The organism is Halococcus agarilyticus, from assembly GCF_000334895.1.
Taxonomy (GTDB): domain Archaea; phylum Halobacteriota; class Halobacteria; order Halobacteriales; family Halococcaceae; genus Halococcus; species Halococcus agarilyticus.
In genome coordinates this window covers 96,081-117,558 of the sequence record NZ_BAFM01000010.1, presented here as the reverse complement: position 1 = coordinate 117,558, position 21,478 = coordinate 96,081, and the positions used below count along the sequence as shown (strand labels likewise).

General features: G+C 64.4%; 12 protein-coding genes, 2 tRNA genes, 3 rRNA genes and 1 pseudogene. 5 read left to right on the top strand and 13 right to left on the bottom strand.

What is annotated here, in order from left to right; all coding sequences use genetic code 11:
- Nucleotides 1–153: 153 nt before the first annotated feature.
- From TX76_RS09800 to cofH, 4 genes are all read right to left on the bottom strand, one after another.
- Nucleotides 154–1,938 (bottom strand): archaea-specific SMC-related protein, encoded by a 1,785-nt coding sequence (locus TX76_RS09800; protein WP_049902149.1) that lies wholly within the window; start codon nucleotides 1,936–1,938, stop codon nucleotides 154–156.
- Nucleotides 1,935–2,582 carry a rod-determining factor RdfA gene (gene rdfA / locus TX76_RS09795; protein WP_049902148.1) on the bottom strand — a complete coding sequence of 216 codons (648 nt, stop codon included), beginning with the start codon at nucleotides 2,580–2,582 and terminating at the stop codon, nucleotides 1,935–1,937. Before rdfA ends, TX76_RS09800 begins: the two co-directional genes overlap by 4 nt.
- A gap of 220 nt (nucleotides 2,583–2,802) precedes the next feature.
- A complete protein-coding gene (locus TX76_RS09790) occupies nucleotides 2,803–3,492 on the bottom strand; it encodes a nucleotidyltransferase family protein (protein WP_049902146.1) in 690 nt (229 codons plus the stop codon).
- A 124-nt stretch (nucleotides 3,493–3,616) separates the two neighbouring features.
- A complete protein-coding gene (gene cofH / locus TX76_RS09785; RefSeq protein WP_049902144.1) occupies nucleotides 3,617–4,978 on the bottom strand; it encodes a 7,8-didemethyl-8-hydroxy-5-deazariboflavin synthase subunit CofH in 1,362 nt (453 codons plus the stop codon).
- Between the two features lie 212 nt (nucleotides 4,979–5,190).
- Here cofH and TX76_RS09780 point away from each other — a divergent pair.
- Both TX76_RS09780 and TX76_RS09775 read left to right on the top strand, forming a co-directional pair.
- A pseudogene (locus TX76_RS09780) lies at nucleotides 5,191–5,477 on the top strand (hypothetical protein); the annotation flags it as partial.
- A 100-nt stretch (nucleotides 5,478–5,577) separates the two neighbouring features.
- Entirely contained in the window at nucleotides 5,578–5,955 is a 378-nt protein-coding gene (locus tag TX76_RS09775; RefSeq protein WP_049902140.1) for a Rid family detoxifying hydrolase, read from the top strand.
- Nucleotides 5,956–6,730: 775 nt separating this feature from the next.
- Here the strand turns inward: TX76_RS09775 and TX76_RS09770 are convergent.
- The 6 genes from TX76_RS09770 to TX76_RS09745 all read right to left on the bottom strand — a co-directional run bounded on the left by TX76_RS09770 (nucleotide 6,731) and on the right by TX76_RS09745 (nucleotide 13,108).
- Nucleotides 6,731–6,806: transfer RNA gene (locus tag TX76_RS09770), tRNA-Cys, on the bottom strand.
- 228 nt (nucleotides 6,807–7,034) lie between these two features.
- Nucleotides 7,035–7,149, bottom strand: a 5S ribosomal RNA gene (gene rrf, locus TX76_RS09765).
- Nucleotides 7,150–7,271: 122 nt separating this feature from the next.
- Nucleotides 7,272–10,185 (bottom strand): 23S ribosomal RNA (locus TX76_RS09760).
- 207 nt (nucleotides 10,186–10,392) lie between these two features.
- Nucleotides 10,393–10,464, bottom strand: a tRNA-Ala gene (locus TX76_RS09755).
- Nucleotides 10,465–10,591: 127 nt separating this feature from the next.
- Nucleotides 10,592–12,065: ribosomal RNA gene (locus TX76_RS09750) — 16S ribosomal RNA — on the bottom strand.
- The 16S, 23S and 5S rRNA genes sit together here with 2 tRNA genes alongside, the layout of an rRNA operon.
- 728 nt (nucleotides 12,066–12,793) lie before the next feature.
- Nucleotides 12,794–13,108, bottom strand: a complete 315-nt coding sequence (locus tag TX76_RS09745; RefSeq protein WP_049902139.1) for a non-histone chromosomal MC1 family protein — start codon at nucleotides 13,106–13,108, stop codon at nucleotides 12,794–12,796.
- A gap of 277 nt (nucleotides 13,109–13,385) precedes the next feature.
- On the opposite strand from TX76_RS09745, the gene TX76_RS09740 reads away from it, so the two are divergent.
- Nucleotides 13,386–13,583, top strand: a complete 198-nt coding sequence (locus TX76_RS09740) for a hypothetical protein (protein ID WP_049902136.1) — start codon at nucleotides 13,386–13,388, stop codon at nucleotides 13,581–13,583.
- Nucleotides 13,584–13,623: 40 nt separating this feature from the next.
- Nucleotides 13,624–14,676, top strand: a complete 1,053-nt coding sequence (locus TX76_RS09735; protein ID WP_049902134.1) for a quinone-dependent dihydroorotate dehydrogenase — start codon at nucleotides 13,624–13,626, stop codon at nucleotides 14,674–14,676.
- A 6-nt stretch (nucleotides 14,677–14,682) separates the two neighbouring features.
- On the opposite strand, the gene pheT is transcribed toward TX76_RS09735, so the two are convergent.
- Nucleotides 14,683–16,416 (bottom strand): phenylalanine--tRNA ligase subunit beta, encoded by a 1,734-nt coding sequence (gene pheT, locus TX76_RS09730; RefSeq protein WP_049902132.1) that lies wholly within the window; start codon nucleotides 16,414–16,416, stop codon nucleotides 14,683–14,685.
- The gene (gene pheS, locus TX76_RS09725; RefSeq protein WP_049902130.1) at nucleotides 16,416–17,915 is read right to left on the bottom strand and encodes a phenylalanine--tRNA ligase subunit alpha; all 1,500 of its coding nucleotides are present in this window, start codon (nucleotides 17,913–17,915) and stop codon (nucleotides 16,416–16,418) included. Before pheS ends, pheT begins: the two co-directional genes overlap by 1 nt.
- 305 nt (nucleotides 17,916–18,220) lie before the next feature.
- Here pheS and TX76_RS09720 point away from each other — a divergent pair, with 305 nt between their 5' ends.
- Complete coding sequence (locus TX76_RS09720; protein ID WP_049902128.1) at nucleotides 18,221–19,279, top strand: ferredoxin--NADP reductase; 1,059 nt, start codon at nucleotides 18,221–18,223, stop codon at nucleotides 19,277–19,279.
- A 258-nt stretch (nucleotides 19,280–19,537) separates the two neighbouring features.
- Here the strand turns inward: TX76_RS09720 and TX76_RS09715 are convergent, their stop codons facing one another.
- Complete coding sequence (locus TX76_RS09715; protein WP_049902126.1) at nucleotides 19,538–21,325, bottom strand: tryptophan--tRNA ligase; 1,788 nt, start codon at nucleotides 21,323–21,325, stop codon at nucleotides 19,538–19,540.
- Nucleotides 21,326–21,478 lie beyond the last annotated feature (153 nt).

Sequence of the window (21,478 nt, the reverse complement as noted above, 5' to 3'; positions counted from 1 at the left end):
CCGGTTCCCGGGACGGGGCGAACGGACGACGAACGGGGAGTAAGTGGCGACGATCGAGTCCGGGACGGTCGCCAAGCTCGTGCTCGGACGCGCCGTGCGACGGGTGGAGTAGTCCGACCGATCAGAGAGGAGGAATCGACGGCCGGCGGCGAGTTACTGCGGTGCCGTGGCCGACCGCTCGTCCGAGACGACGGTCCAGTCGTCGATCGTGATCTCGTTGCCCTCGAACGCCGTGTACTCCGGGTGGACGGTGAAGACGATGTACGTCGTCCGATCGCGGAGGTACTCCACGAGGGTGTGGAGGTTCTCGTCCGCGAGGCTGCTCACGCCGTCGACGAGGAGGCAGGGGACGGTGTCGCCGACCTCGAAGGCGGCGTGGCCCGCGAGCGCGGCGACGAGCCCGAGGAGTTCGCGCTCGCCCTCGCTCAGCGCGCTCAACTGTGCTTCCCGGCCGTTCCTGGCGACCACGAGGTCGAAGTTCGGCGTGAGGCGGGCGGTCTCGAACCCGGTCTCGAACCGGGGGACGATCTCGCCGATCGCGTCGTCGAACGCCTCGCGCGTGCGGCGTTTCACCGCGGCCTTCCGGTTGCGGAGGTCCGCGATCTCGGTCGAAAGGCGCTCGCGTTCGGCTTCGAGGTCGTCGGCGCGGTCGGCGCGCGTTTCGAGCGTCGCCAGCTCGTCGCGGTACTCCTCGAGCTCCATCTCGCGGTACTTGACCTCGCTTTCGAGGTCGGTGAGCTCGTCGGTGGTCGCCGAAACTTCGGCCGAGAGTTCCTCGATCTCGTCGTCGAGCTCGTCGCGCCGCGTCCGAAGCTCCGCGAGCCGATCACGGCGGTCGGCGACGGTCGACTCGTGGTCCGCGATCGCCTCCTCCAGGTCGCGCTCGCGTCGCCTGGTCTGGTCGAACTCCTCGGCGCGGGCTTCGAGCCGGTCGACGGTGTCCCGATGGGTCTCGATCTCGGAGCGGAGCTCCGTGGCGCGCTCGCCGAGTGCGTCGACTCGCGCATCCATCTCGCCGCGCGACGTCTCGCTGTCACAGACCCAGCACGCCACCGTGTCGTCGGTGAGCTGGTGATCGACGTCGGTGACGAGGCCGAGGCGATCCTCTTCGAGCACGCGTTGGTTGGCCGAGTAGAGCGACTGGAGGAGGTCGAGGTCGTTCTTCACCGACTGGAGCTCCTCGCGCGCGTCGGCGAGGTCGTCCTCGACCGACGACTCCTCGGGCACCGTGAGCGCTTCGAGTTCTTCCTGCTTGTCCGCAAGGGTCGCCTCGGTGCGTTCGACGGTGTTCTCGAAGCGGTCGATCCGCGAGGCGACCTGATCGCGTTCGGCGCGGAGCCCGCTCAGCCGGTCGCGCTCGTCCGAGCCATCGTCGTCGGTCGAGAGCTGGCTCATCCGCTCGTTCGCGTCCTCGATCTCGGCTTCGAGCCCCTCGATCTCGTCGCGGACGGACGGGATCCGATCCGCGGCCTCGTTCGCCCGGGCGATCTCCCCCTCGACCTGCTCGCGTTCGTGTTTCAGGCTCCCGATCTCCTCGTCGATGTTCTGGATGGCGAGAGGCTGGAGCAGGACGCCCTCTAAGTTCTCGCCGGCGTCGACCGCCCGGCGGACCGGGTTGCGCTCGTCGAGGCAGGCGAACAGCCGCGCGCGCTTGCGGTCGTACTCGCCGGTGAGGTACGGCGTCCCCTCCCGCCGGACGGTCCGTCCGTCGCGGACGAGATCGACCGCGACCGATTCGCCGTCGGCGTCGAGTTCCACGTGGCCGCGGTCCGCTCCCTCAGTCAGCGGCGACGCCACCCCGAGTGCGGTTTCGAGCGCCCGGATGAAGCTCGATTTGCCCCCCCAGTTCGTGCCGCGGATCGCGTCGAGGCCCGGTTCGAGCGTCGCCGTCCCGTGACGGATGCCGGCGATGTTCTCGATATCGAGGTGCCACGTCATCGTGTGCCCCCGCTCGCCACGCGATCGTGGTGGTGCTCGGCGCAGACGTACCCCCGGTCGAGTGCCGTGTCGAGTGGCACGCGGCGCGGACACTCCCCGCAGGTCAGCTGGACCTGGACCTCGACCGTGGAGGACTCGCCGTCAGCGAGGTCGCCCTTCGACGCGAGCGCCCCGAGCGCCTCGCGAACCCGATCCGCCGTCCGATCGCGGGCGATCCGCACGCTCTCGCGCTCCCAGTCGGTCCGGGCTTCGGGAGCCGCCTTCTCGCCACCGAGACAGTCGTTGAGGTGGTTGCGCATCGTCCCCCACGAGATCATGTCGTCGCGGAGCGCCTCGCCGTCGATGCCCGTCGCGGCGAGGACGTCGAGCAGCTCCCCGCGTTCGAGGTCGTCGTCGCCGGTCAGGATCGCGTGATCCGCGTCGAGCTGGGTCGCGAGCGTCTCCCGGCCGTGGGCGTCGTAGCTGGCCCGGAGCAGTCGCTTGTTGAACCACTCCGTCAGCGATCGATACCCCTCCGCGGCCCGCTCGTCCTGCCCCAGCCACCGGGAGAGTAGATAGTCGTCGACGGAGTCGTGGGTCGACGGGGCGGTGAGTTCGTAGCGCTCGGCGTTGCGCTCGACCTTGCAGGACGATGCTGTACTCATTCGACCGCCGTTATGCGGGATGTGCGTATATGACTAACGGATCGCACACACGCTGCGGTGTGGAGGCCGACACCGTGATCCGGAACGGCGCGGTCGTCGCCCGCGATCACGAGGTGATGTCGGAACCGGGTGACGGGTCGTTCCTCGCGCGGTCCCGGGGGTCGAGAGCGAGCGCTGACCCGGCAACCGTTCGGGCCGACGGGATCGACGATCGGCTGGTTCACCCGAGCCGATCGACGTCGTCGCGCCGATCGACGTCGCGGACGGTCCCCGGATCGTCGGTTGCGACGAGGGCCGCGTCGTCGCTGCCGACGATCAACTCCCGACCACCGGTGTCGCCCTCGATCGCCGCGAGCGCGTCGAAGTGAGTCGCGTCGAACAGGGTGGGGTTGCCGCGCTTTCGGTCGTACGACGCTGCGAGGATCGACCCGTGGTCGGCCGCGTACGCTTTCAGCAGTCGCTCGATCGAGTCGGGATCGACGTGCGGCATGTCCCCGAGCGCGAAGACCGCTGCGTCCCAGTCCCGCTCGCGCGCGGCCGTCACGCCCGCACGGACCGACGTACTCTGGCCCCGCTCGTAGTCCTCGTTCGTCACGAACCCGACGTCGAGCCCCGAGAGCGCCTCGCGGACCGCGCTCGCCTCGTGGCCGACCACGACCACGACCTCGTCGACGGTCGCGAGCGCCGACGCTACTGCGCGCCGCACCAGGGCCCCGCCCTCGATCCCGGCGAGGAGCTTGTTCTCGTCCCCGAATCGGCTGCTCGTGCCCGCAGCGAGCACGATACAGCCGATTCGTTCGGAGGGCATCGACGTATCCGCGAGGTCGTCCGTCGTCACGGTCGGTAGGTCGATGGCCGAGCTGTGCACGCCGCTCTCGGTATCGTCAGGTTCGTTCGTATCGTCGGTCATCCTAGTTCACCACGGAAGGGATGGACCCCGGACGCACATGAATCGTGGTGGAGCACCGTGCGGGCGAACGCCGAGTACAGCGAACGGACCCGATGTCGCGGGTTCGAAGAACGGCGAACGGCGATCAGGAGAGCAGCGGCGTCCCGTCGGCGCGCGGCCCCAGAACTGGGCCGATCCGATCGGCGTCGGGATCGATCCGTCGGCGTTCTTCATAATCCATCGAGCGCTCGACCGGCACTCGGCCGATGGCCGAGATCATCTCGACGTAGTCGGCGAACGACCGGAACTCGCCGTAGCCCCCGCCGGCGCGCTTCGTGATCTCCTCGGAGAGGATCGTCCCCATGAAGTCGTCCGCGCCGCAGTTCAGGAGTTTCAGCCCCTTCTCGTCGCCGAACTTCACCCAGCTCGACTGGATGTGATCAATGTTGTCGAGGAACAGGCGCGAGACGGCGATCAGGAGTTCGTCCTCGGCGTCACTCGCGCCGCCCGAGACGATCCCACGCTCGTACAGCGGCGTCTGCTGGTGGATGAACGAGAGGGGCACGAACTCCGTGATCGCGCCGGTGCGGTCCTGGAGCCGTCGGATGCGGTCGAGATGCAGCACACGGTGGCGCTCGTTCTCGACGTGGCCGTACATCATCGTCGCCGTGACGGGCAGCCCCGCCGCGACCGCGCCCTCCATCGCCGCGACCCATTCTTCAGTACCGATCTTGCCGGGACAGATGACGTCGCGCACCTCGTCGACGAGGATCTCGGCGGCCGTCCCGGGAGCCGAGTCGAGGCCGGCGTCTGCGAGTCGGCGGTAGACAGTTTCGTAGCTCCGGTCGGTGCCACGAATCGCGTGGTAGGCCTCCTCGGGCGTCATCGAGTGGAGGTGGACGTCCCCGACCGACATCGCCCGCATCTGCTCGACGTAGGTGCCTGGCGGCGTCTCATACCTGTCGGGTGGTTTGTAGTTCACGTCGCTCGCCGGGCTGTCGAACGACTCGAGGATCTCGTGGTGTTCGTCGTCGAGCGCGAGCCCTGGATGGAGCCCCGAGACGGACGTGACCTCGGAGACCCCCCGTTCGACCGCGTCGCGGACGACCTCGCGCGACTCGTCGAGCGTCTTCGTGAAGCCGGCGTGATCGACGTCCGAGCCGGTCTCGAAGTTCGCGGCGGTGTCCTTGAAGTTACAGAACAGACAGCCGGTGTTGCACGCCGTGGTGACGTTGTTGTTCAGGTTCGCCACGAACGTGACCTCCTCGCCGACGACGTCGGCCCGGCGACGGTCGGCGGCCTCCAGCACCCGCTCCTTCCGGTCGGGGTCGATCCCCGCGACGTCGGAGCCCGTCGTGATGAGCGCCACACCGTCCTCGACAGAGAGGCGCTCGCCGTCGCGTGCCTTCGCGAGCGCGTTCTCGAACGCCTGATCGGTCTCGGGCACGTGGTCGAACTCGAACGCGTCCGCGTCCTCCGGGACGGCGCTGCGGGCGGAGTCTGCCATACGTCGACCAGCGCGTCGCGCCTGATAAAGCTACGCGTCGTCCCCGAGTCGTGTCGTCCCCCACGGAGCGGATCTGAGCAACGGGATTTATCTGAGGGATGGAACACGGTGAGTGTGGCGATGGAGCACATCACTCGCTCGAGTGTACGCTGTGTGGCACCGAGTACGATCCCGCCCGCATCGTCTACACCTGCCCCGAGCACGAAAGCGCCGAGGGCAAGCGCATGGTGGGCCTCGAACTCGCCGAACAGTCGGCGGTTCGGGGCGAGGTCCCGACTGGTTCGTGTTCTCGATGGACGACGGCTGTACGATCGCGGGCGCGTGGAAGGGGTTCCGCGAGTTCCACGAGCTCGACTGCGTCGAGGACGCTTCGAAGATGGTCGGGATCCAGACCGAGAGTGCGAGACAGGCCACCGGCGACGCCTACCGTGTCGACTCGCGGATCGAGGAGGTCAGTGAACTCTACGGCGAGGTCCAGCCCGCCGCGGCCGACGACTGACACATCCACTATCGAGAGCGCTGCTCGACGTCCGACGCCCACCTCGGTGGCTCGTCGACGCTCCAGAAGCGTTAAGCCGGACGCGCATGAGGATGGGCGCGTGAAGCGCATCATCAGCACCGAGGACGCACCGGCAGCGGTCGGCGCGTACAGCCAGGCAACCACGAACGACGACCTCGTCTTCACCGCGGGCCAGATCCCGTTCACGCCCGAGGGGGAGTCGCTCGCCGACGAGTCCGTCGCGACCCAGACCAAGCGGGCACTCGCGAACGTCGAGGCGGTCCTTGCCGAGGACGGGCTCGACATGGGCGACGTGCTCAAGACGACGATCCTTCTCGACGACATCGACGACTTCGACGAGATGAACGAGACCTACGGGGAGTTCTTCGACGACGAGCCGCCCGCGAGGAGCGCCTTCGAGGTGGCGAACCTCCCGAAGGGAGTCGGCGTCGAAATCGAAGCCATCGCCACACAGTAACCGTCCACCGGTTTTGCCGGCACGTTCGAAACGGCGATCCCACAGGGACGGGAGCGCCGTGTGCGAGTGCTCGATGATTCGAGAGTTCGGGCCACACCGAAGGCGTGCCGGTGTTCGGGAACGAAGGATGGAGAGGACAGTAGTTCCCCCCGATCAGGCCCACAACGAGCGCGGCCAACGATCACTTCAGGGCCGATACACACGACGGTGTCTGAACGCACTTAGGGTGTTAAGGCGCACGTCGTTCAGGCGGCAGCGATCCGATCGGAAAAGATACCAACAACGATGCCGCTGCACGTCTCGATGAATCAAAGCAGTCAGAATCAATCACACAGACCCATGGAAAATATCGATGGCGGCACGACAATCGCGTCGCGAGTCAAGGGAGAAGACACGGACAGAAAGAGACAGCTGCAGGAGCATCATGTCTTCGGGACGACGAGTTCGCTCAGCGGAGCAAACCACGGATTCAACGGTCGAATTGGGCAGAATTTGCTGTTTGGACGTCGCGGTGATCCGGCGATGAAACCGATTCAAGCCGATCCACATCTGCAGTAACTCGGTTGATGCTTCGAGGTCGATTCGACCATCGAGTGGGAGTTACTGGACCAACCCGATGATCGGGTGTGTCGTTACATGTGACTACTTCAGGAGAGAGCGTCGATCGCTTTCGCTCAAACCGGCATTCGGGCCGACGACATCGTCGATGGAACTCACTATACTGTTACAGAACAGTCCTCGTACCCGAGATCGGACAGCACGGATCTTCGATGGAAGCCAAGGGCCGGATTTGAACCGGCGATGGGCGGCTCTGCAGGCCGCTGCGTTAGGCCGGACTCTGCCACCTTGGCACGGTCGGTACTACTGAACTCGAAGGGATAACGGTAGCGATTGCTACCGAGCGTTGCCACTCCGCGAGGAATGATGAGTCGAGGCACCGAAACGGTGCCTCAGGTATGAATGGAGAGGCGGCGAACCACTAGTTGCGAGCCGTTGTAACGGAACGGTCTCGGGTTCCACCGGGACGGACCCAGCGTGTACTACCGATTGCGTTCCTGGGCTCGTACTTGGCCCCTCTTGCGAGGCAGTTTTCCCAGAGGCTCGCGCACTCCAGTACTCGCTGGAACGCTGGCGGGCTTATCTGCCGTGTTCGGGATGGGTACGGGAGTTTGCCCCGCCGCTATGGCCGCCTCAATGCCGATCCGCGGAATCGAACCGCGTGCAGCCGACGATCGGTGAGGCCAGCGTATGGCTATGGTACGTGCGATCCAGATAGCGCCTGGACCCGTCCAGCAGGACGGATTCAATGCGTTATGACTGTGTGGCTCGGTCTGTTAGTGCTCGCGGGCTGAACGCCTCGTTGCCTCGGCGCGTACACCCCGAGTCTATCGAACTCGTCTTCTACGAGTGACCTCGGCGGTACCTCTTTTCCAGGTGGGTTTCGAGCTTAGATGCGTTCAGCTCTTACCCCGTGTTGCGTGGCTGCCCGGCACGTGCCCTCTCGGACAACCGGTACACCAGTGGCAACCAGTCGTAGTTCCTCTCGTACTATACGACCGTTCCCGTCAGGTACCATCACACCCCCAATAGATAGCAGCCGACCTGTCTCACGACGGTCTAAACCCAGCTCACGACCTCCTTTAATAGGCGAACAACCTCACCCTTGCCCGCTGCTGCACGGGCAGGATGGAGGGAACCGACATCGAGGTAGCAAGCCACTCGGTCGATATGTGCTCTTGCGAGTGACGACTCTGTTATCCCTAAGGTAGCTTTTCTGTCGTAAATGGCCCGCATCAAGCAGGCTCATCCGTTCGCTAGACCACGCTTTCGCGTCAGCGTTCTCGTGTTGGAGAGAACACTGTCAGACCACCGTTTGCTCTTACGCTCTTTTCCGGGTCTCCGACCCGGATGAGGTGATCTTTGGGCGGGCTCGATATTCTTTCAAGCCCGTACCGCCCCAGTCAAACTGCCCAGCTACCGGTGTCCTCCGCCAGGAGTAAGGGTCACAGTCACTAGTGGGTAGTATTTCAGTGGTGTCTCGGTGGCCCGCTAGCGCGGGTACCTGTGTGACGACTCCTACCTATCCTGCACACTAGCGACCGTGTCCCAGCGACAGCTTGCAGTAAAGCTCTATAGGGTCTTCGCTTCCCCTTGGGGGTCTCCAGACTCCGCACTGGAACGTACAGTTCACCGGGCCCGACGTTGGGACAGTGACGCTCTCATTCATCCATTCATGCGAGCCGCTACTGAAGCGGCAAGGTACTACGCTACCTTAAGAGGGTCATAGTTACCCCCGCCGTTGACGGGTCCTTCGCCTCATTGTACTGAGTGTTCAGATACCCGCACTGGGCAGGATTCAGTGACCGTACGAGTCCTTGCGGATTTGCGGTCACCTGTGTTGTTATTAGACAGTTGGAGCGTCCGAGTCGCTGCGACCTGCTCCGTTCCGGAGCAGGCATCCCTTATTGCGAACGTACGGGACTAACTTGCCGAATTCCCTAACGTCGGTTGTTCCCGACAGACCTTGGCTTTCGCCGCCACGGACACCTGTGTCGGATCTGGGTACGGTCAGCGTGCGCCTTTTCACGGGCTCTAGGTTGGATCGAGTTTCCCTGTGCTGCCGTTCGCCCGCTTCGTGCCGTTACGGCTTCCACGAGTTTTGACAGTTCGACCGGGCGAGTGCCCGGCTCGATCGACCCCAAAGCGTCGGCATTGTTGCACGCAGGCACTGGAATGTTAACCAGTTTCCCGGTTCGTCCCCGTCGAATTGCGGGGGGACTAAGGACCGGCTAACCCTCAGTTGACGAACATTGCTGAGGAACCCTTGTCCGTTTGGCCGTCGAGATTCTCACCCGACTACCGCTGCTACTGTGGCCAGGATTGTCGTCACCGCTCGGTCCATACGAGCTCTCGCCCGTACTTCCACCCGAACGGAGCGCCGACCTACTGGATCGTACCATACTGGTACGCCGCTAGGTCTCGGTGGTGGACTTGAGCCCCGATCATTTTCGGCGCTCCAAACCTCGGCCGGTAAGCTGTTACGCTTTTCTTAGCGGGTAGCTGCTTCTAAGCTCACCTCCCGGCTGTCTATGGCTCGGAACCACCTTCGATCGCACTTAGTCCACACTTGGGGACCTCAACCAAGCTCTGGGTTGTCTCCCTCACGGTGCACAGGCTTACCCCGCACACCGGACTCCCTGCGTCTGCGGCGTTCGTAGGTTCGGAGTTCGACAGGAGGGCTGACTCCTCTCGGAGTCAGACCCTCCAATCGGTCGCTCTACCCCACGAACTACCTCGACAGAGGTCATGCTTCGACATGTTTCGGTCGGAACCAGCTGTTGCCGGACTCGATGGGCCTTTCACCCCTACACGACGGTCACGGGAGGGTATTGTAGGACACCATCCCTAACAGGCCTCCACGCGGCTTTCGCCACGCTTCACCTTGCCGGCGCGTAGATCGTCCGGATTCGGGTCGTGTCCGCCTGGCTCCCCGCGCTTGAACACGGCGGCCCTCGCAATGCTGCGGCCATGTCGGTTTCCCTACGCCTCCCCCGATGCTCGGGTTAGACTCGCCGGGCAGACACACTCCCTGACTCGTTTTTCAAAACGCACGACGGAACACCGGCTCGTGTCGAGTCCTACTGCGGGGTCGCCCCCGGGTCGTTCGTCGACACGCCTTTCGTGCCCCGTCGTTCGATCGCCAACTGAGTTCAAGCCCTGTTGCACCTCCCTTCTTGGGGTGCTTTTCAGCGTTCGCTCACGCTACTTGTTCACTATCGGTCTCGAGTTGTGTTTAGTCTTGGCCGTCGATGCCGGCCACGTTCACGAGGGAGATCCAACCCCCGATACTCTGGAGCTGACGCACACCGTACTGGTCCATGTTACGGGGTTGTCACCCTGTCTCACGCTTCGTTCCAGAAGACTTCACATGGACGATCCGGCGATGAGAGTCAGTCCGAACACCACATTGCCCGAAGGCTTCGGTTTGGACTGTGTCGCGTTCACTCGCGGTTACTGACGACATCCCGTTCGGTTTCTCTTCCTGTCCGTACTGAGATGTTTCAGTTCCGGACGTTCCCCATTGCGCGAAGCAATTGCGATGGAGATTCTCATTCGGAAATCCTGAGTTCTTCGCCTCCGTGCGGCTCCCTCAGGCTTATCGCAGCTTGGCACGTCCTTCGTCGGCACTCGAGCCGAGCTATCCACCAGTTGGCATAGTAGCCACGGTCGTCTACAGAATCCATGAACCCGCTGAACGGGTCCAGTGGACGCCTGGATCGCACGTACACACGGTCTCATCTACACGCCCAGGTGTGGAGTGGTGCGTGTATTGACCCTTCCCACCCGCGCTCACACGGGGTGGTGCATCGGTTCGGTCGGACTCGATCGTACCACCGAGACCCACTTAAGGGCCGCGGTTCGGATCGAGTCGACGCATGGACCCACTGGGATTCGAACCCAGGGCATCCTCCTTGCAAAGGAGGCACTCTCCCACTGAGCTATGGGCCCGCCTTCCACGAAGGAAGGCTGGTCGGACAGATATCAGCCCCGATAGTTCGTCGGTGCCCGGTCGGCACCGCGAGTCGCCGTGTGCGAACCGTGTGTGGGTCGGGCCGTCGGCCCGATCCCGTTCTGTAGGAGGTGATCCAGCCGCAGATTCCCCTACGGCTACCTTGTTACGACTTAAGCCCCCTTGCGAAGCCCAGATTCGATCGACGTTGCGTCGACCTCATCCGGACCTCACTCGGGTGCTTTGACGGGCGGTGTGTGCAAGGAGCAGGGACGTATTCACCGCACTCTTCTGAAATGCGATTACTACCGAATCCAGCTTCATGCGGGTGGGTTTCAACCCGCAATCCGAACTACGACCGAGGTTAGGAGATTAGCGTCCCCTCTCGGGGTAGCGTCCCACTGTCTCGGCCATTGTAGCCCGCGTGTAGCCCGGCACATTCGGGGCATACTGACCTACCGTTGCCCGTTCCTTCCTCCGCTTTGGCAGCGGCAGTCTCCCTAATGTACCCAACCACCACATGGGTGTTGCTGGCAATTAGGGATGCGGGTCTCGCTCGTTGCCTGACTTAACAGGACGCCTCACGGTACGAGCTGACGGCGGCCATGCACCTCCTCTCAATGGCTCAGGTAAGCTCATCACACTGACCGTCACTGCACATTGTCGGTGCCGGTGAGATGTCCGGCGTTGAGTCCAATTAAACCGCAGGCTCCTCCGGTTGTAGTGCTCCCCCGCCAATTCCTTTAAGTTTCATCCTTGCGGACGTACTTCCCAGGCGGCTCGCTTCTCGGCTTCCCTACGGCACAGCGCAGGCTCGTAGCCTGCGCCACACCTAGCGAGCATCGTTTACGGCTTGGACTACCCGGGTATCTAATCCGGTTCGAGACCCAAGCTTTCGTCCCTCACTGTCGGATCCGTCCTCCTGCGGCGCTTTCGCCACCGGCGGTCCGTCCGGGATTACAGGATTTCACTCCTACCCCGGACGTACCCCGCAGGTCCTCCGGTCCCAAGCCGACTGGTTTCCGCCGGACGCCCACCCGTTGAGCGGGTGGATTTCCCGACGGACCCGTTCGGCCAGCTACGGACGCTTTAGGCCCAATAAGAGTGGCTATCACTCGGGCTGCCGGTATTACCGCGGCGGCTGGCACCGGTCTTGCCCAGCCCTTATTCTGAGACCACCTTACGGTCACGAAAAGCGAGGACTGTATGCCCTCGCACTCGGGATCCCCTTATCGCACTGTCGTGCAGTGTAAAGGTTTCGCGTCTGCTGCGCCCCGTAGGGCCCGGACTCTTGTCTCAGAGTCCGTCTCCGGGTTCTTGCTCTCACAACCCGTACCGATTATCGGCACGGTGGGCCGTTACCCCACCGTCTACCTAATCGGCCGCAGTCACGTCCTCCGGCGGCGGACCGTTTCCGGCTTTCCGTATTCCAACATGAAAGCAGTATCCGGGATTAGCCTCAGTTTCCCGAGGGTGTCCCGGTCCAGAGGGTAGTTTGACCACGTGTTACGGAGCTATTCGCCACGGGTCTGAGCCCGTGCGACTAGCATGACTGAATCGGATCCCGATAGCAATAGCCTCCGGCAGGATCAACCGGAATGTCCCGAGCTCGTGCTCGGGGGGTTTAGGCGGGAACACAAGGTATGTGTTCACCTATCGGGTTCGCACTCGGCGACACCGCGGACCGAACCGGGTGTCACCGAACTATCAGGGCTGACATCAGATCCCGTCTTGACGGCGGACCGCAGGGGCGGAATCCTCATTTCCTTCGGACTTCATCGTACACCGTTCGAGGGGATAAACCCTTCGAAGGGTGCCAGGGAGCGATTCCAAATCGCCCCGGAAGCCCGCAGCGGAGACCGAGTCGAACGGCCTCCCGTGTCGTTCGCTTTCTGCATTCCATCCGAGTGCCCTGTACCACTTAAGGGCGTCGGATCGTCTTCGGGCCGGCGGTCGTCTCCGACCGGCCGTTCGCATTCCATTCGAATCGCGGTTGACGGATAAACCCGTCGACTCAAGGCCGCTTTGTGTTCTGGTGACTCGGTTCCTGCGACCAGCTCCCGGGGAGAGTTCATCGCCGAATTAGCAGAAAAATCTTCTGGTACCGAAACAATGGCCCCGAAGATCTAGCGAGATCGTCCCGAGAATCGGTGGTCGATGTGAGCGAGGGGTTCACGTGTCGTGTGGAAAATCGAAGAACGGTGTCGCGCGGCTGGAGGCCGACTCCTCATCCCACGCGTGCGCGTCCGGTCGAGTCGGGTGTCTGGCCGCGCACTCACTCCTCGAACTGCCGGATTGAAACCAGTACGGATCTCGCCGGGCGTGCCCTCAGAGCGCTTCGAGGTGTTCGATCCCCTGTTTCGAGACGTTGGCCTCGGTGATCGTCTCGGGCATCCAGTCGGGTTTGTCCGACGGGGCCTCCTCGTTCCACGCCCATCCCTCGTAGATATGGACCTTGTGTGTCCCCTTTTCGCGGAGCCGGAGCTCCTCGCGGCTCGCGTTCTCCTCGCCGTCGGCGGCATCGAGCCGCCTGGCAGCCTTCAGTGCCGCCTGGCGTGGCGTCCGCCCCGAGAAGACGCTCGTCTCGTCGTCGCCGTCTCCCCGGAGCGCGAAGTTTCGCTTGTCGTCCGTATCTCGTGCCATGATTTACACCACTCCGTGCTGACCCAGCACATGCCACACTATAAATATATCCCCGCGATAGGGGGCGGTTTCGCCCGTAATCAACATTTCTCTGATATTTCGAGGGTACATCGCACGACGATAGACGAGAGAGAACCATCGACCGACGAGTGGAATCGGAGCTAGTCGAGAGTGTGTTCGGGTACGCTCCGAACTTCCGGACGATCGGGACGAGCGGCGGTCGTCGGACCGTAAGCTTAAGTGTATCCTGTATCGAACGACCGGATAAGACACCGGGATGGTACGGAAAAAGAAGCTCAGTCCCAGCGGGGCGAAAGACGAGAGCGGCGAGTACCACAACGTCCACGTCAACCTCCACGAGGACGAACTGGCGGTCGCGGGGATGGCGATCGGCGACGAGGTGTTCGTCCGGGTGCGCGAGGACAAGATCATCATCCAGAAGGCAGATCAGGACGAGGTCGAGCACGACTTCTAAACCATGGGCTGACGACTGGTCGGCCGGTTCAGAGAGCACGATGCACTTCTACGACACATTGAAGCCGCTGTTGTTCCGCCTGCCAGCCGAATCCGCCCACAGCGCCGTGCACAGGCTGCTCGAAGCCACCCAACACACCCAGATCGAACGGGCGCTCGCCGCACGCTACGGCGTCGACGACGAGCGACTCGCCACTCCCGCGTTCGGTCTCGACTTCCCGAACCCGGTCGGCGTCGCCGCCGGCTTCGACAAGAACGCCGAGATCCCGCGGGCGCTCGGCCGGCTCGGCTTCGGCCACGTCGAGGTCGGTGGCGTTACCGCCGAACCACAGGACGGTAACCCGCGCCCGCGCCTCTTCCGACTGGCCGAGGACGGCGCGCTCGTCAACCGAATGGGGTTCAACAACCACGGTGCGGACCGAATCGGCGATCGACTTGCGCGCGCACGCGTGGACGTGCCCACGGGCGTCAACATCGGGAAGTCGAAGGCGACGCCGCTCGAAGCGGCCGCCGATGACTACCGCTACTCCTACGAACGCTGTGCCGCGGGCGACTACTTCGTGGTGAACGTATCGAGTCCGAACACGCCGGGCCTGCGCGACCTCCAGCACCGCGACCACCTCGAACACATCTTCGGAACCCTCCAGGACGCGGGCGCGGATCCGCTGTTGGTGAAGCTCTCGCCCGATCTCACCGACGGTGCCGTCGAGGAAGCGCTCGCGGTGGTCGACGAGATGGGTCTCGACGGTGTGATCGCGACGAACACCACGACCGAGCGATCGGCGTCGCTCCGGAGCCCGAGCCGTGTCGAGGAGGGGGGCCTGTCGGGGAAACCACTCGAAGCGCGTGCAACGCGAGCCGTCGCGTTCGTCGCCGAGCGGACCGACGTCCCGGTGATCGGGGTCGGCGGCGTGTCGAGCGCGGCCGGAGCCTACCGGAAGCTCCGCGCGGGCGCGTCGCTGGTGCAGCTCTACACCGGACTCGTCTATCAGGGGCCGTCGCTCGCGCGCGACATCAATCACGGACTGCTTGAACTGCTGGAGCGCGATGGGTTCGAGAGCGTCGAGGAGGCGGTCGGGGCTGATCTCGGATAACGAGGGTTACCGGAGCGCGTCGGCACGGAACTCGAACGCTGCTACGGGCAGTTCGAGACCGTGCTCGACCAGGACTTCCGGATGGAGTTCGCCGATAACACCCGCCTGCTCACCGTCGAGCACCACGCTCGCGGCGCGACCGTCGATGAACGACGGATGGTCGATCGCGGGCGTCGCGAGTTCGACATCGAACGCGCGCGCGAGCGCGTTCAGCCTCCCCTTCGCGTCCTCGTAGGAGGCGTCGGTCCGCGCGAGCACGCCAGCGACGTGGCGTTCCTCAGCGACGTTCGTGTTCTCCTCGCTATCGACGTGGGCGGCGAGGCCGACCTCGGCGAGATCCTGGGGGTAGCGTCGGTGGGTGTTGTTCTCCAGAACCATCACGAGCGAGGGCAGCGCCCACGTCCGGACCATCCCGTACTCCTGGCTGTACGGCTCCGCGATGGTCGTCGGTTCGACCGCGCCGAACGCGTCGTCGTCCGGGGAGAGGCCCATCCGATCGAAGTTCTCGGCCTCGCCGATGAGGTGGAAGTCGAGCAGGTCCTCGAACCCGAGGCCCACGAGGGTGTCCCGGATGGCGCGTTCCCGGCGCGAGCGCTCGTGGCGACCGCCGACGGTGCTCACGTCGGGGTACTGCGGCTCCAGTTCGTTGAACCCGTACGCGCGGCCGATGTCGTCGATCACGTCGACCGGATGGAGCACGTCGACACGGTAGGGGGGAATCGACACGTCGTAGACCCGGCCTCCGTTGCTTTCGCCGTCCCCACCGCCACCGTCCGACGTCTCGGCGTCGAGGCCCGAGCGTTCGAGGAGGTCCACCACCTCGTGCTCGTCGAGCGGGACGCCGAGGGAGCGCTCGATCCGCTCGTGGGGGACGGTCTTCTCGGAAATCTCGAAATCGGGCCGATCGAGCGTGTGATCGGGGTACTCGACGGTCACGCGCTCGACCGTCGCGCCGCGGGCGTCGAGCGCGTAGCAGACGATCGCGCACATTCGATCGATGGTCCACTGGTCGGTCCCCGTGAGTTCGACGAACAGCTCCCGGCTCTCGGTGTTCACCTCGGTTCGGCGACCGTTGATCACCGGTGGGAACGAAAAGAGCCCGAGATCGTCGTAGATCGCGGGGTAGCGCTCGTACTCGGCGATCAGGTCGGCGTAGGTCTCGCCGGTCGGATGGTCGGTGAGCACTTCGGCGGGCGTGAGTTCGGCGTGGCTATCGAGCGGGACGAAGCTGTCTTGCTCGGGATCGATCCCGCGATACGTGATCGAGTTGTCCGCGCCCTCGGCGAGGGATTGGCCCTTCAGCATGGTGAGGTCGTGGATCCCGATGGCCCCCTTCGCGCGCCCGCGACCCATCGTGGCGTGGAGTTTCTCCTGGAGTTGGATCAGCGAGTCAAGGCCCGCCCCGTCGAGATCGAGGCCCCGGATCACCGCGCCGGTGACGTACGGCCGCTCGTCGGGCGTCGAGGGATCGACCTCGATCGTCCAGTCGGCGTCGTTGGTTCGCGGGACGTACACCCCCCGGTCGTCGCCGTACTGGTAGCGGAGCGAGCGCGCGATCCCCTCGACCGAGAGGCGGTCGAGCCGGTCGGCCTCGAACTCCAGCTGCATGAGCCCCTCGTCGGTCTCGCCCTCGTATTCGAGGCCGAGTTCGAACAGGTCCTCACGGAGTTCCTCGTTCGACTTCTCGTCGTGGCCGGTGAACCGTCGGAGTTCGTCGGGATCGACGTCGACGACGGCCATCAGTACACCACCTCCGCGTTCCGGAGGAAGTCGAGATCGACCAGCGTGCCGTGGACATCTCGAATGTCCTCGAACCCGTGGGTGAGCATCAGGAGGCGTTCGAGCGCGAGCCCCCACGCCATCACGTCGCAGTCGACCCCGAGCGGTTCGAGCATCTCCGGGCGAAAGAGTCCGGAGTTGCCGATTTCGACGATCTCACCCGTCACGGGATGCTCGCCGAACAGTTCGAAGCTCGGCTCGGTGTAGGGGTTGTACGTCGGCTTGAACTCCAGATCGGTGATCCCGAACTGCTCGTAGAACTCCCTGAACGTGCCCATCAGGTCGCGCACCGAGAGGTTCTCGGCCATCACCAGGCCCTCGATCTGGAAGAACTCGAGGAGATGGGTCGCGTCGAGAGTGTCGTTGCGGTACACCTTCTCCACGCTGAAGAAGCGCTGTGGCGGCTCTAGCTCGCCGACTTCGAAGCCCGAGAGATACCGTGACGACAACGACGTGGTGTGACCACGGAGCGCGAGTTCGCGCGCGAACTCGACGTCCCACGGCGAGTGATACCCGTCACTGTCGGGACCGACGCCGTCTCGATGGGCCTCGCGGACGCGATCGACGAGATCCTCGGGGAGGTCGTCGATCGCGGTCGGCTGGTCCATCTCGAAGCGGCCCCAGTGGGTTCTGGCGGGGTGATCCTGCGGCATGAACAGACAGTCGTGGATCCAGAAGTCGGCGTCGACGTGCGGGCCGGCCATCTCCTCGAACCCCATGCCGACGAGCACGTCCTTCACGCGTTCGGCGGTCCGCCGGAGGACGTGGGTCCGGCCGCCGTGAGCCGCCTCGGCGTCGGCTGCGACGTTGTACTCGGCGAACTCGACATCCTCCCACTCGCCGGTGGTGAGGAGTTCGGAGGTGATCTGGCCCACCGTATCGGCGGTCTCGACGCCCTCCATCAGCGCGGTGATCCCGTCGTCGGTGAGCCAGACTTCCCGATAGGTGGTCTCGTGGCGCTCGATCAGGTTTCGACTCGCGAGCCGATCGAGCACCGACTCGTCCGCGACTGATTCCTTGTCGGCGAGCGTCGCGAGCACGCGGCGCTCGGGGTCGGCGTCGGGATCGGCGTCCGCGTCGGCGGTGATCGTTCCGCTTTCGACCGAGCCATATCCCTTTCGGGCGTAGTTCGAGAGCGCGATGTCGACCTGCGGGCCGTCGAGGCCCGCCGCGTCGATCGCGCTCCCGAGGTCGGTCTCGCTACCGGTCTCCTGAACGGCTCTGAAGAGTTCGGTCTCGGGGAGGCCGTTTTCGAGATACTCACGGCCTTCATCTGTGAGCGTCGCCGAGGTCTCAGTACGTTCGGTAACGCCGACGAGACCCTCCTCTTCGAGGGCGAACGCCGCACCGGCGACGGTGGCCGGTTCGAGATCGGTTTCCTCGGCGAGATGGTCGATCGACTGTGCGTCGTTCGCGCTCGCGGCTTCGAGCACCGCGACCTGGGCTTCGGGGAGTTGCATGATGTGAGGTGTACCGAGGGTCGTTCAACTAACGGTTCCGATGCCGACCGAGCGGGTTCGCCCGCAAACCGCTACGAGGTCCACCGCCCGTTAGCTCGCGAAGAAAAAGCGAACGCCGAACCGCCGGATCGCAGTCGATGGTCGGTCTCCGAGGCGTCCGACGCGAGGTTCGGCTACCATGTCAGCGAGTGACTCGCTCTCCGGCAAAAGTCTTCCGGGTCGAGAGAACGCGGATCACGGCCGAGTGGTCCCGATCGTCTCCACAGAAGAGCTAACAGGGACGGGCGCGACCCGACAAACGACAGATGGCCCCGAAACGTCTCTCCCAGGCACAGGCGGACGAGGCGGAGATCGAGAACCAGCACGCGGTCGTGACGTCCACGACAGCGATGGATCGCGAGCGCGACGACGAGATCGAGGCGGCGCTCGACGCCGACCGCGAGATGCTCGTCGAGACCCTCGGCGACGAGCCACCGGGCGACGTGACCGACGCCGACGCGTGGGACGACGCCATCGAGCGGCTCGCGGCGACGGGCAAGGATCATCTCGCCGAAACGATGGCGTCGAAGGTCGAGGCGCTCCGTGAGCGGGCCGAGCGATCGTACCCGTCGTTGCTCCGACTCCGCTTCCGGCCCGAGGAGCCGTTCGAGTTCGTGCCGGGCCAGTACGTGCGGATCAGCTACGAGGAGGAGGCACCGCGAGTCTACTCCATTGCGAGTTCGCCGAACCGTGAGGTGCTCGAACTCTGTATCCGACGTGTGCCCGACGGGGAGCTCACGCCCGACCTCTGTGATCGCACCGTCGAGGGCGACGACATCTTCGTTCGCGGCCCCTACGGCGACGAGTTCATGCTCCAGGACCCCTCCGAGCGCGACCTCGTGTTCGTCGCCACCGGGACCGGCGCGGCCCCGTTCAAGAGCATGATCGACTACGTCTTCGAGGAAGGCCTCGACGAGTACGAGGGCGAGAAACGCGACGTCTGGCTGTTCCTCGGCTCGTCGTGGGAGGACGACCTGCCGTACCGCGAGGCGTTTCTCGACCTCGCCGACGAGCACGACAACTTCCATCCGGTGATGACGTGCAGCCGGGAGGAGTACATGGGCGACTGGGACGGCGAGACCGAGTACGTCCAGCACACCCTCCTGAAGTATCTCGATCCCGATTGCGTCGATACCGACACACTGCCGCCCGACACCACGGAGTTCGTCGGCAGCGAGCCTGCCGAAGACATCGACGCGCGGATCGACCCCGAAAACGCCGAGGTGTACGTCTGTGGCATCGGCGCGATGTGCAACAGCGTCCGGGAGGTGATCGAACCGCTCGGCGTCCCCGATCTCTACTACGAAGAGGAGAGCTACGGATGAACTGTCATCGAGAGCTCGATCGCCTGCGGGCGGTGGCGCGCGGGAGCGCCGAAGGCGCGACTCGCGCGAGGGATGACCGAGTGAAGCGAATGGAGTGAGCGAACGAGGGAGTCGGCTGGGGAGGTGTGTGGCCTGCGGCTCTCATTTGTGTCGTGATTTGGTTTCGACGAGTCGGCCGTCGTCACTAGATTCTGTGACGAGAGCACGCAAATCCGTTCGTCGACAGCGAGGAGCGTCGATCTCGTCCCCCGAGAGCTGTCAGGCTCGCTCGGTATCGAGGTCGATGTCGAGACCGTCGAGGACCTCTTCGGCCTCCGCTCGTTTCTCCTGGTGTTCTTCGAGGAACTCGGCCATCAGTTCGGCGGCCTGTTCCTTGCACCCGCCACACAGCCGTTCGCCACCGACACACTCTTCGTAGACCTCTGTGGCGAACTCGTCGTCGTCCGCAGCGAGGAGGTAGGCGTAGAGCTCGTACACCGGACATTCGTCGGCCTCGCCACCGAGTTCGCGCTGGCGTTCGGCCGTCTCGCGTCCGCCCGTCGTCGCGGATTTTACCTTGTCGTAGCCCGTTTCGGGGTCGTCGAGCAGGCTGATATGGCTCGCCGGGATCGACGAACTCATTTTTCCTCCAGTCAGCCCAGTCATGAAGCGGTGGTAGATCGACGACGGCGCGAGAAAGCCGTAGCCGCCGTGGTCGAGTTCGACCTCGCGCGCGAGGTCGTCGGCCGCATCGAGTGCGAGATCGAAGCTATCGATGTGTTCGTCGTAGACGCGTTTCTCGCCGTCGATCGCCTCGATGAGCGCTTCGAACGCCTCGTCGGTCGCGTTGCGATCGAGGAATCGCGTCCGTGGCCTGAGCGGCTCCTTGCCGGCGGCGCGGAGCTTCTCGATGGCACTCTCACGGGTAGTGGCATCCAAGTCAGCGTCGTCAGCGTCGGCCTCGGCTCGCTCCGCGAGCCACTCGGCGGCCTCGACACACCGGACCGGATCGGGGTCGTCCTCAGCCCCAGGTTCGGCGTTCGACGAGAGTGCCTCGTAGGCCGCGGCGATGAGGTGGCGTTCCTCGCGATCGGCCTCGAAGCTCGCGTACGCCGCCGTCACGCCGAAGAAGCGCATCCGCGCCGCGAGGTCGCGTGCGAGGCGAACGTGGGGATCCTGATCCGGCCCGACCGGGATCACCGTGGGTTTCGGTTCGTCGAGTTGGGGGTAGAGGATGTCCGCCATCTGGGTCACGACCGACTGCATATGTGAGACGTCGGTCTCGCCGCCGAACCCGTAGATGCTTTCCAGTTCGGAGAGGTTGGTCTCGACGCCGAGCTCGAAGGCGAGGTCCTGAAGCGGGCGGTTGTCTGACTGGCGGTAGAGCTCGCCCTCATCGGGATCGAACCCGAGCGCGACGAGCGAGAGGAGGTAATCACGGGCGTGCTCGTCGATCTCGTCCCAGTCGAGCCCGCGTGCGCTGTGGGCTTCGAGATCGGCGATCAGTCCATAGCTGTCCGCGCCGCGCTCCTGGTGCCAGACCAGTTCGTCGAAGACGAGCTTGTGACCGATGTGAGGATCGCCGGTCGGCATGAACCCCGAGAGTGCGGCGGCAGGCTCACCCGCGTCGAGTGCCGCCAGCACGCGGTCGTAGTCACGGTGGCCGAAGATGACCCCCCGGCGCATCAGGTAGTGTGGGGCCGGAACCGTGGGAAGGAGGTCGTCGAACGCCTCGATCCCGAACTCCTCGAACAGGTTTCGGTAGTCCGCGACCGTCGAGGAACCCCACGGGTCGAGCGTCGTCTCGTCGGCTCCGGTGGCGGTTCCACCGTCAGAGCGAAGCTCTGACGAGCCCGCGCTCGCTTCGCTCACGGCTCGTACCTCGCCGTTCGCATCGAGGTGCTCACTCCGTTCGCACCTCGCTTTGCTCGCGCGGACGCCGTCGGAGCGGAGCGCCGATGCGTCCGCCACGCTCTGCCGGGACTCACGGTCGTCGCGCCGGAAGCGCTCGCCCTCGCCCAAGCGCTCGGACGAGGCGTCGTCCCCGTCGCGGTGATCGTCGGCCATTTCGTCTCGGGATCGGGCAGGTTCGCGCAAAAAGGGTTCGTTCCCCGCAACCGTCCACACATCGGGGAAAGAACTAAATCCACGGCGTTCGAAGTAGTAAGCGAAGAGTAAAATTCCGATAGTCGACAAGTTTTTGTCGGAGCAGCTAATACG

What these genes read in the sequence shown, in the direction of transcription:
- TX76_RS09800 (WP_049902149.1), bottom strand. Translation starts at nt 1,938, where the DNA reads ATGACGTGGCACCTCGATATCGAGAACATCGCCGGCATCCGTCACGGG.
- rdfA (WP_049902148.1), bottom strand. Translation starts at nt 2,582, where the DNA reads ATGAGTACAGCATCGTCCTGCAAGGTCGAGCGCAACGCCGAGCGCTAC.
- TX76_RS09790 (WP_049902146.1), bottom strand. Translation starts at nt 3,492, where the DNA reads ATGACCGACGATACGAACGAACCTGACGATACCGAGAGCGGCGTGCAC.
- cofH (WP_049902144.1), bottom strand. Translation starts at nt 4,978, where the DNA reads ATGGCAGACTCCGCCCGCAGCGCCGTCCCGGAGGACGCGGACGCGTTC.
- TX76_RS09745 (WP_049902139.1), bottom strand. Translation starts at nt 13,108, where the DNA reads ATGGCACGAGATACGGACGACAAGCGAAACTTCGCGCTCCGGGGAGAC.
- TX76_RS09740 (WP_049902136.1), top strand. Translation starts at nt 13,386, where the DNA reads ATGGTACGGAAAAAGAAGCTCAGTCCCAGCGGGGCGAAAGACGAGAGC.
- TX76_RS09735 (WP_049902134.1), top strand. Translation starts at nt 13,624, where the DNA reads ATGCACTTCTACGACACATTGAAGCCGCTGTTGTTCCGCCTGCCAGCC.
- pheT (WP_049902132.1), bottom strand. Translation starts at nt 16,416, where the DNA reads ATGGCCGTCGTCGACGTCGATCCCGACGAACTCCGACGGTTCACCGGC.
- pheS (WP_049902130.1), bottom strand. Translation starts at nt 17,915, where the DNA reads ATGCAACTCCCCGAAGCCCAGGTCGCGGTGCTCGAAGCCGCGAGCGCG.
- TX76_RS09720 (WP_049902128.1), top strand. Translation starts at nt 18,221, where the DNA reads ATGGCCCCGAAACGTCTCTCCCAGGCACAGGCGGACGAGGCGGAGATC.
- TX76_RS09715 (WP_049902126.1), bottom strand. Translation starts at nt 21,325, where the DNA reads ATGGCCGACGATCACCGCGACGGGGACGACGCCTCGTCCGAGCGCTTG.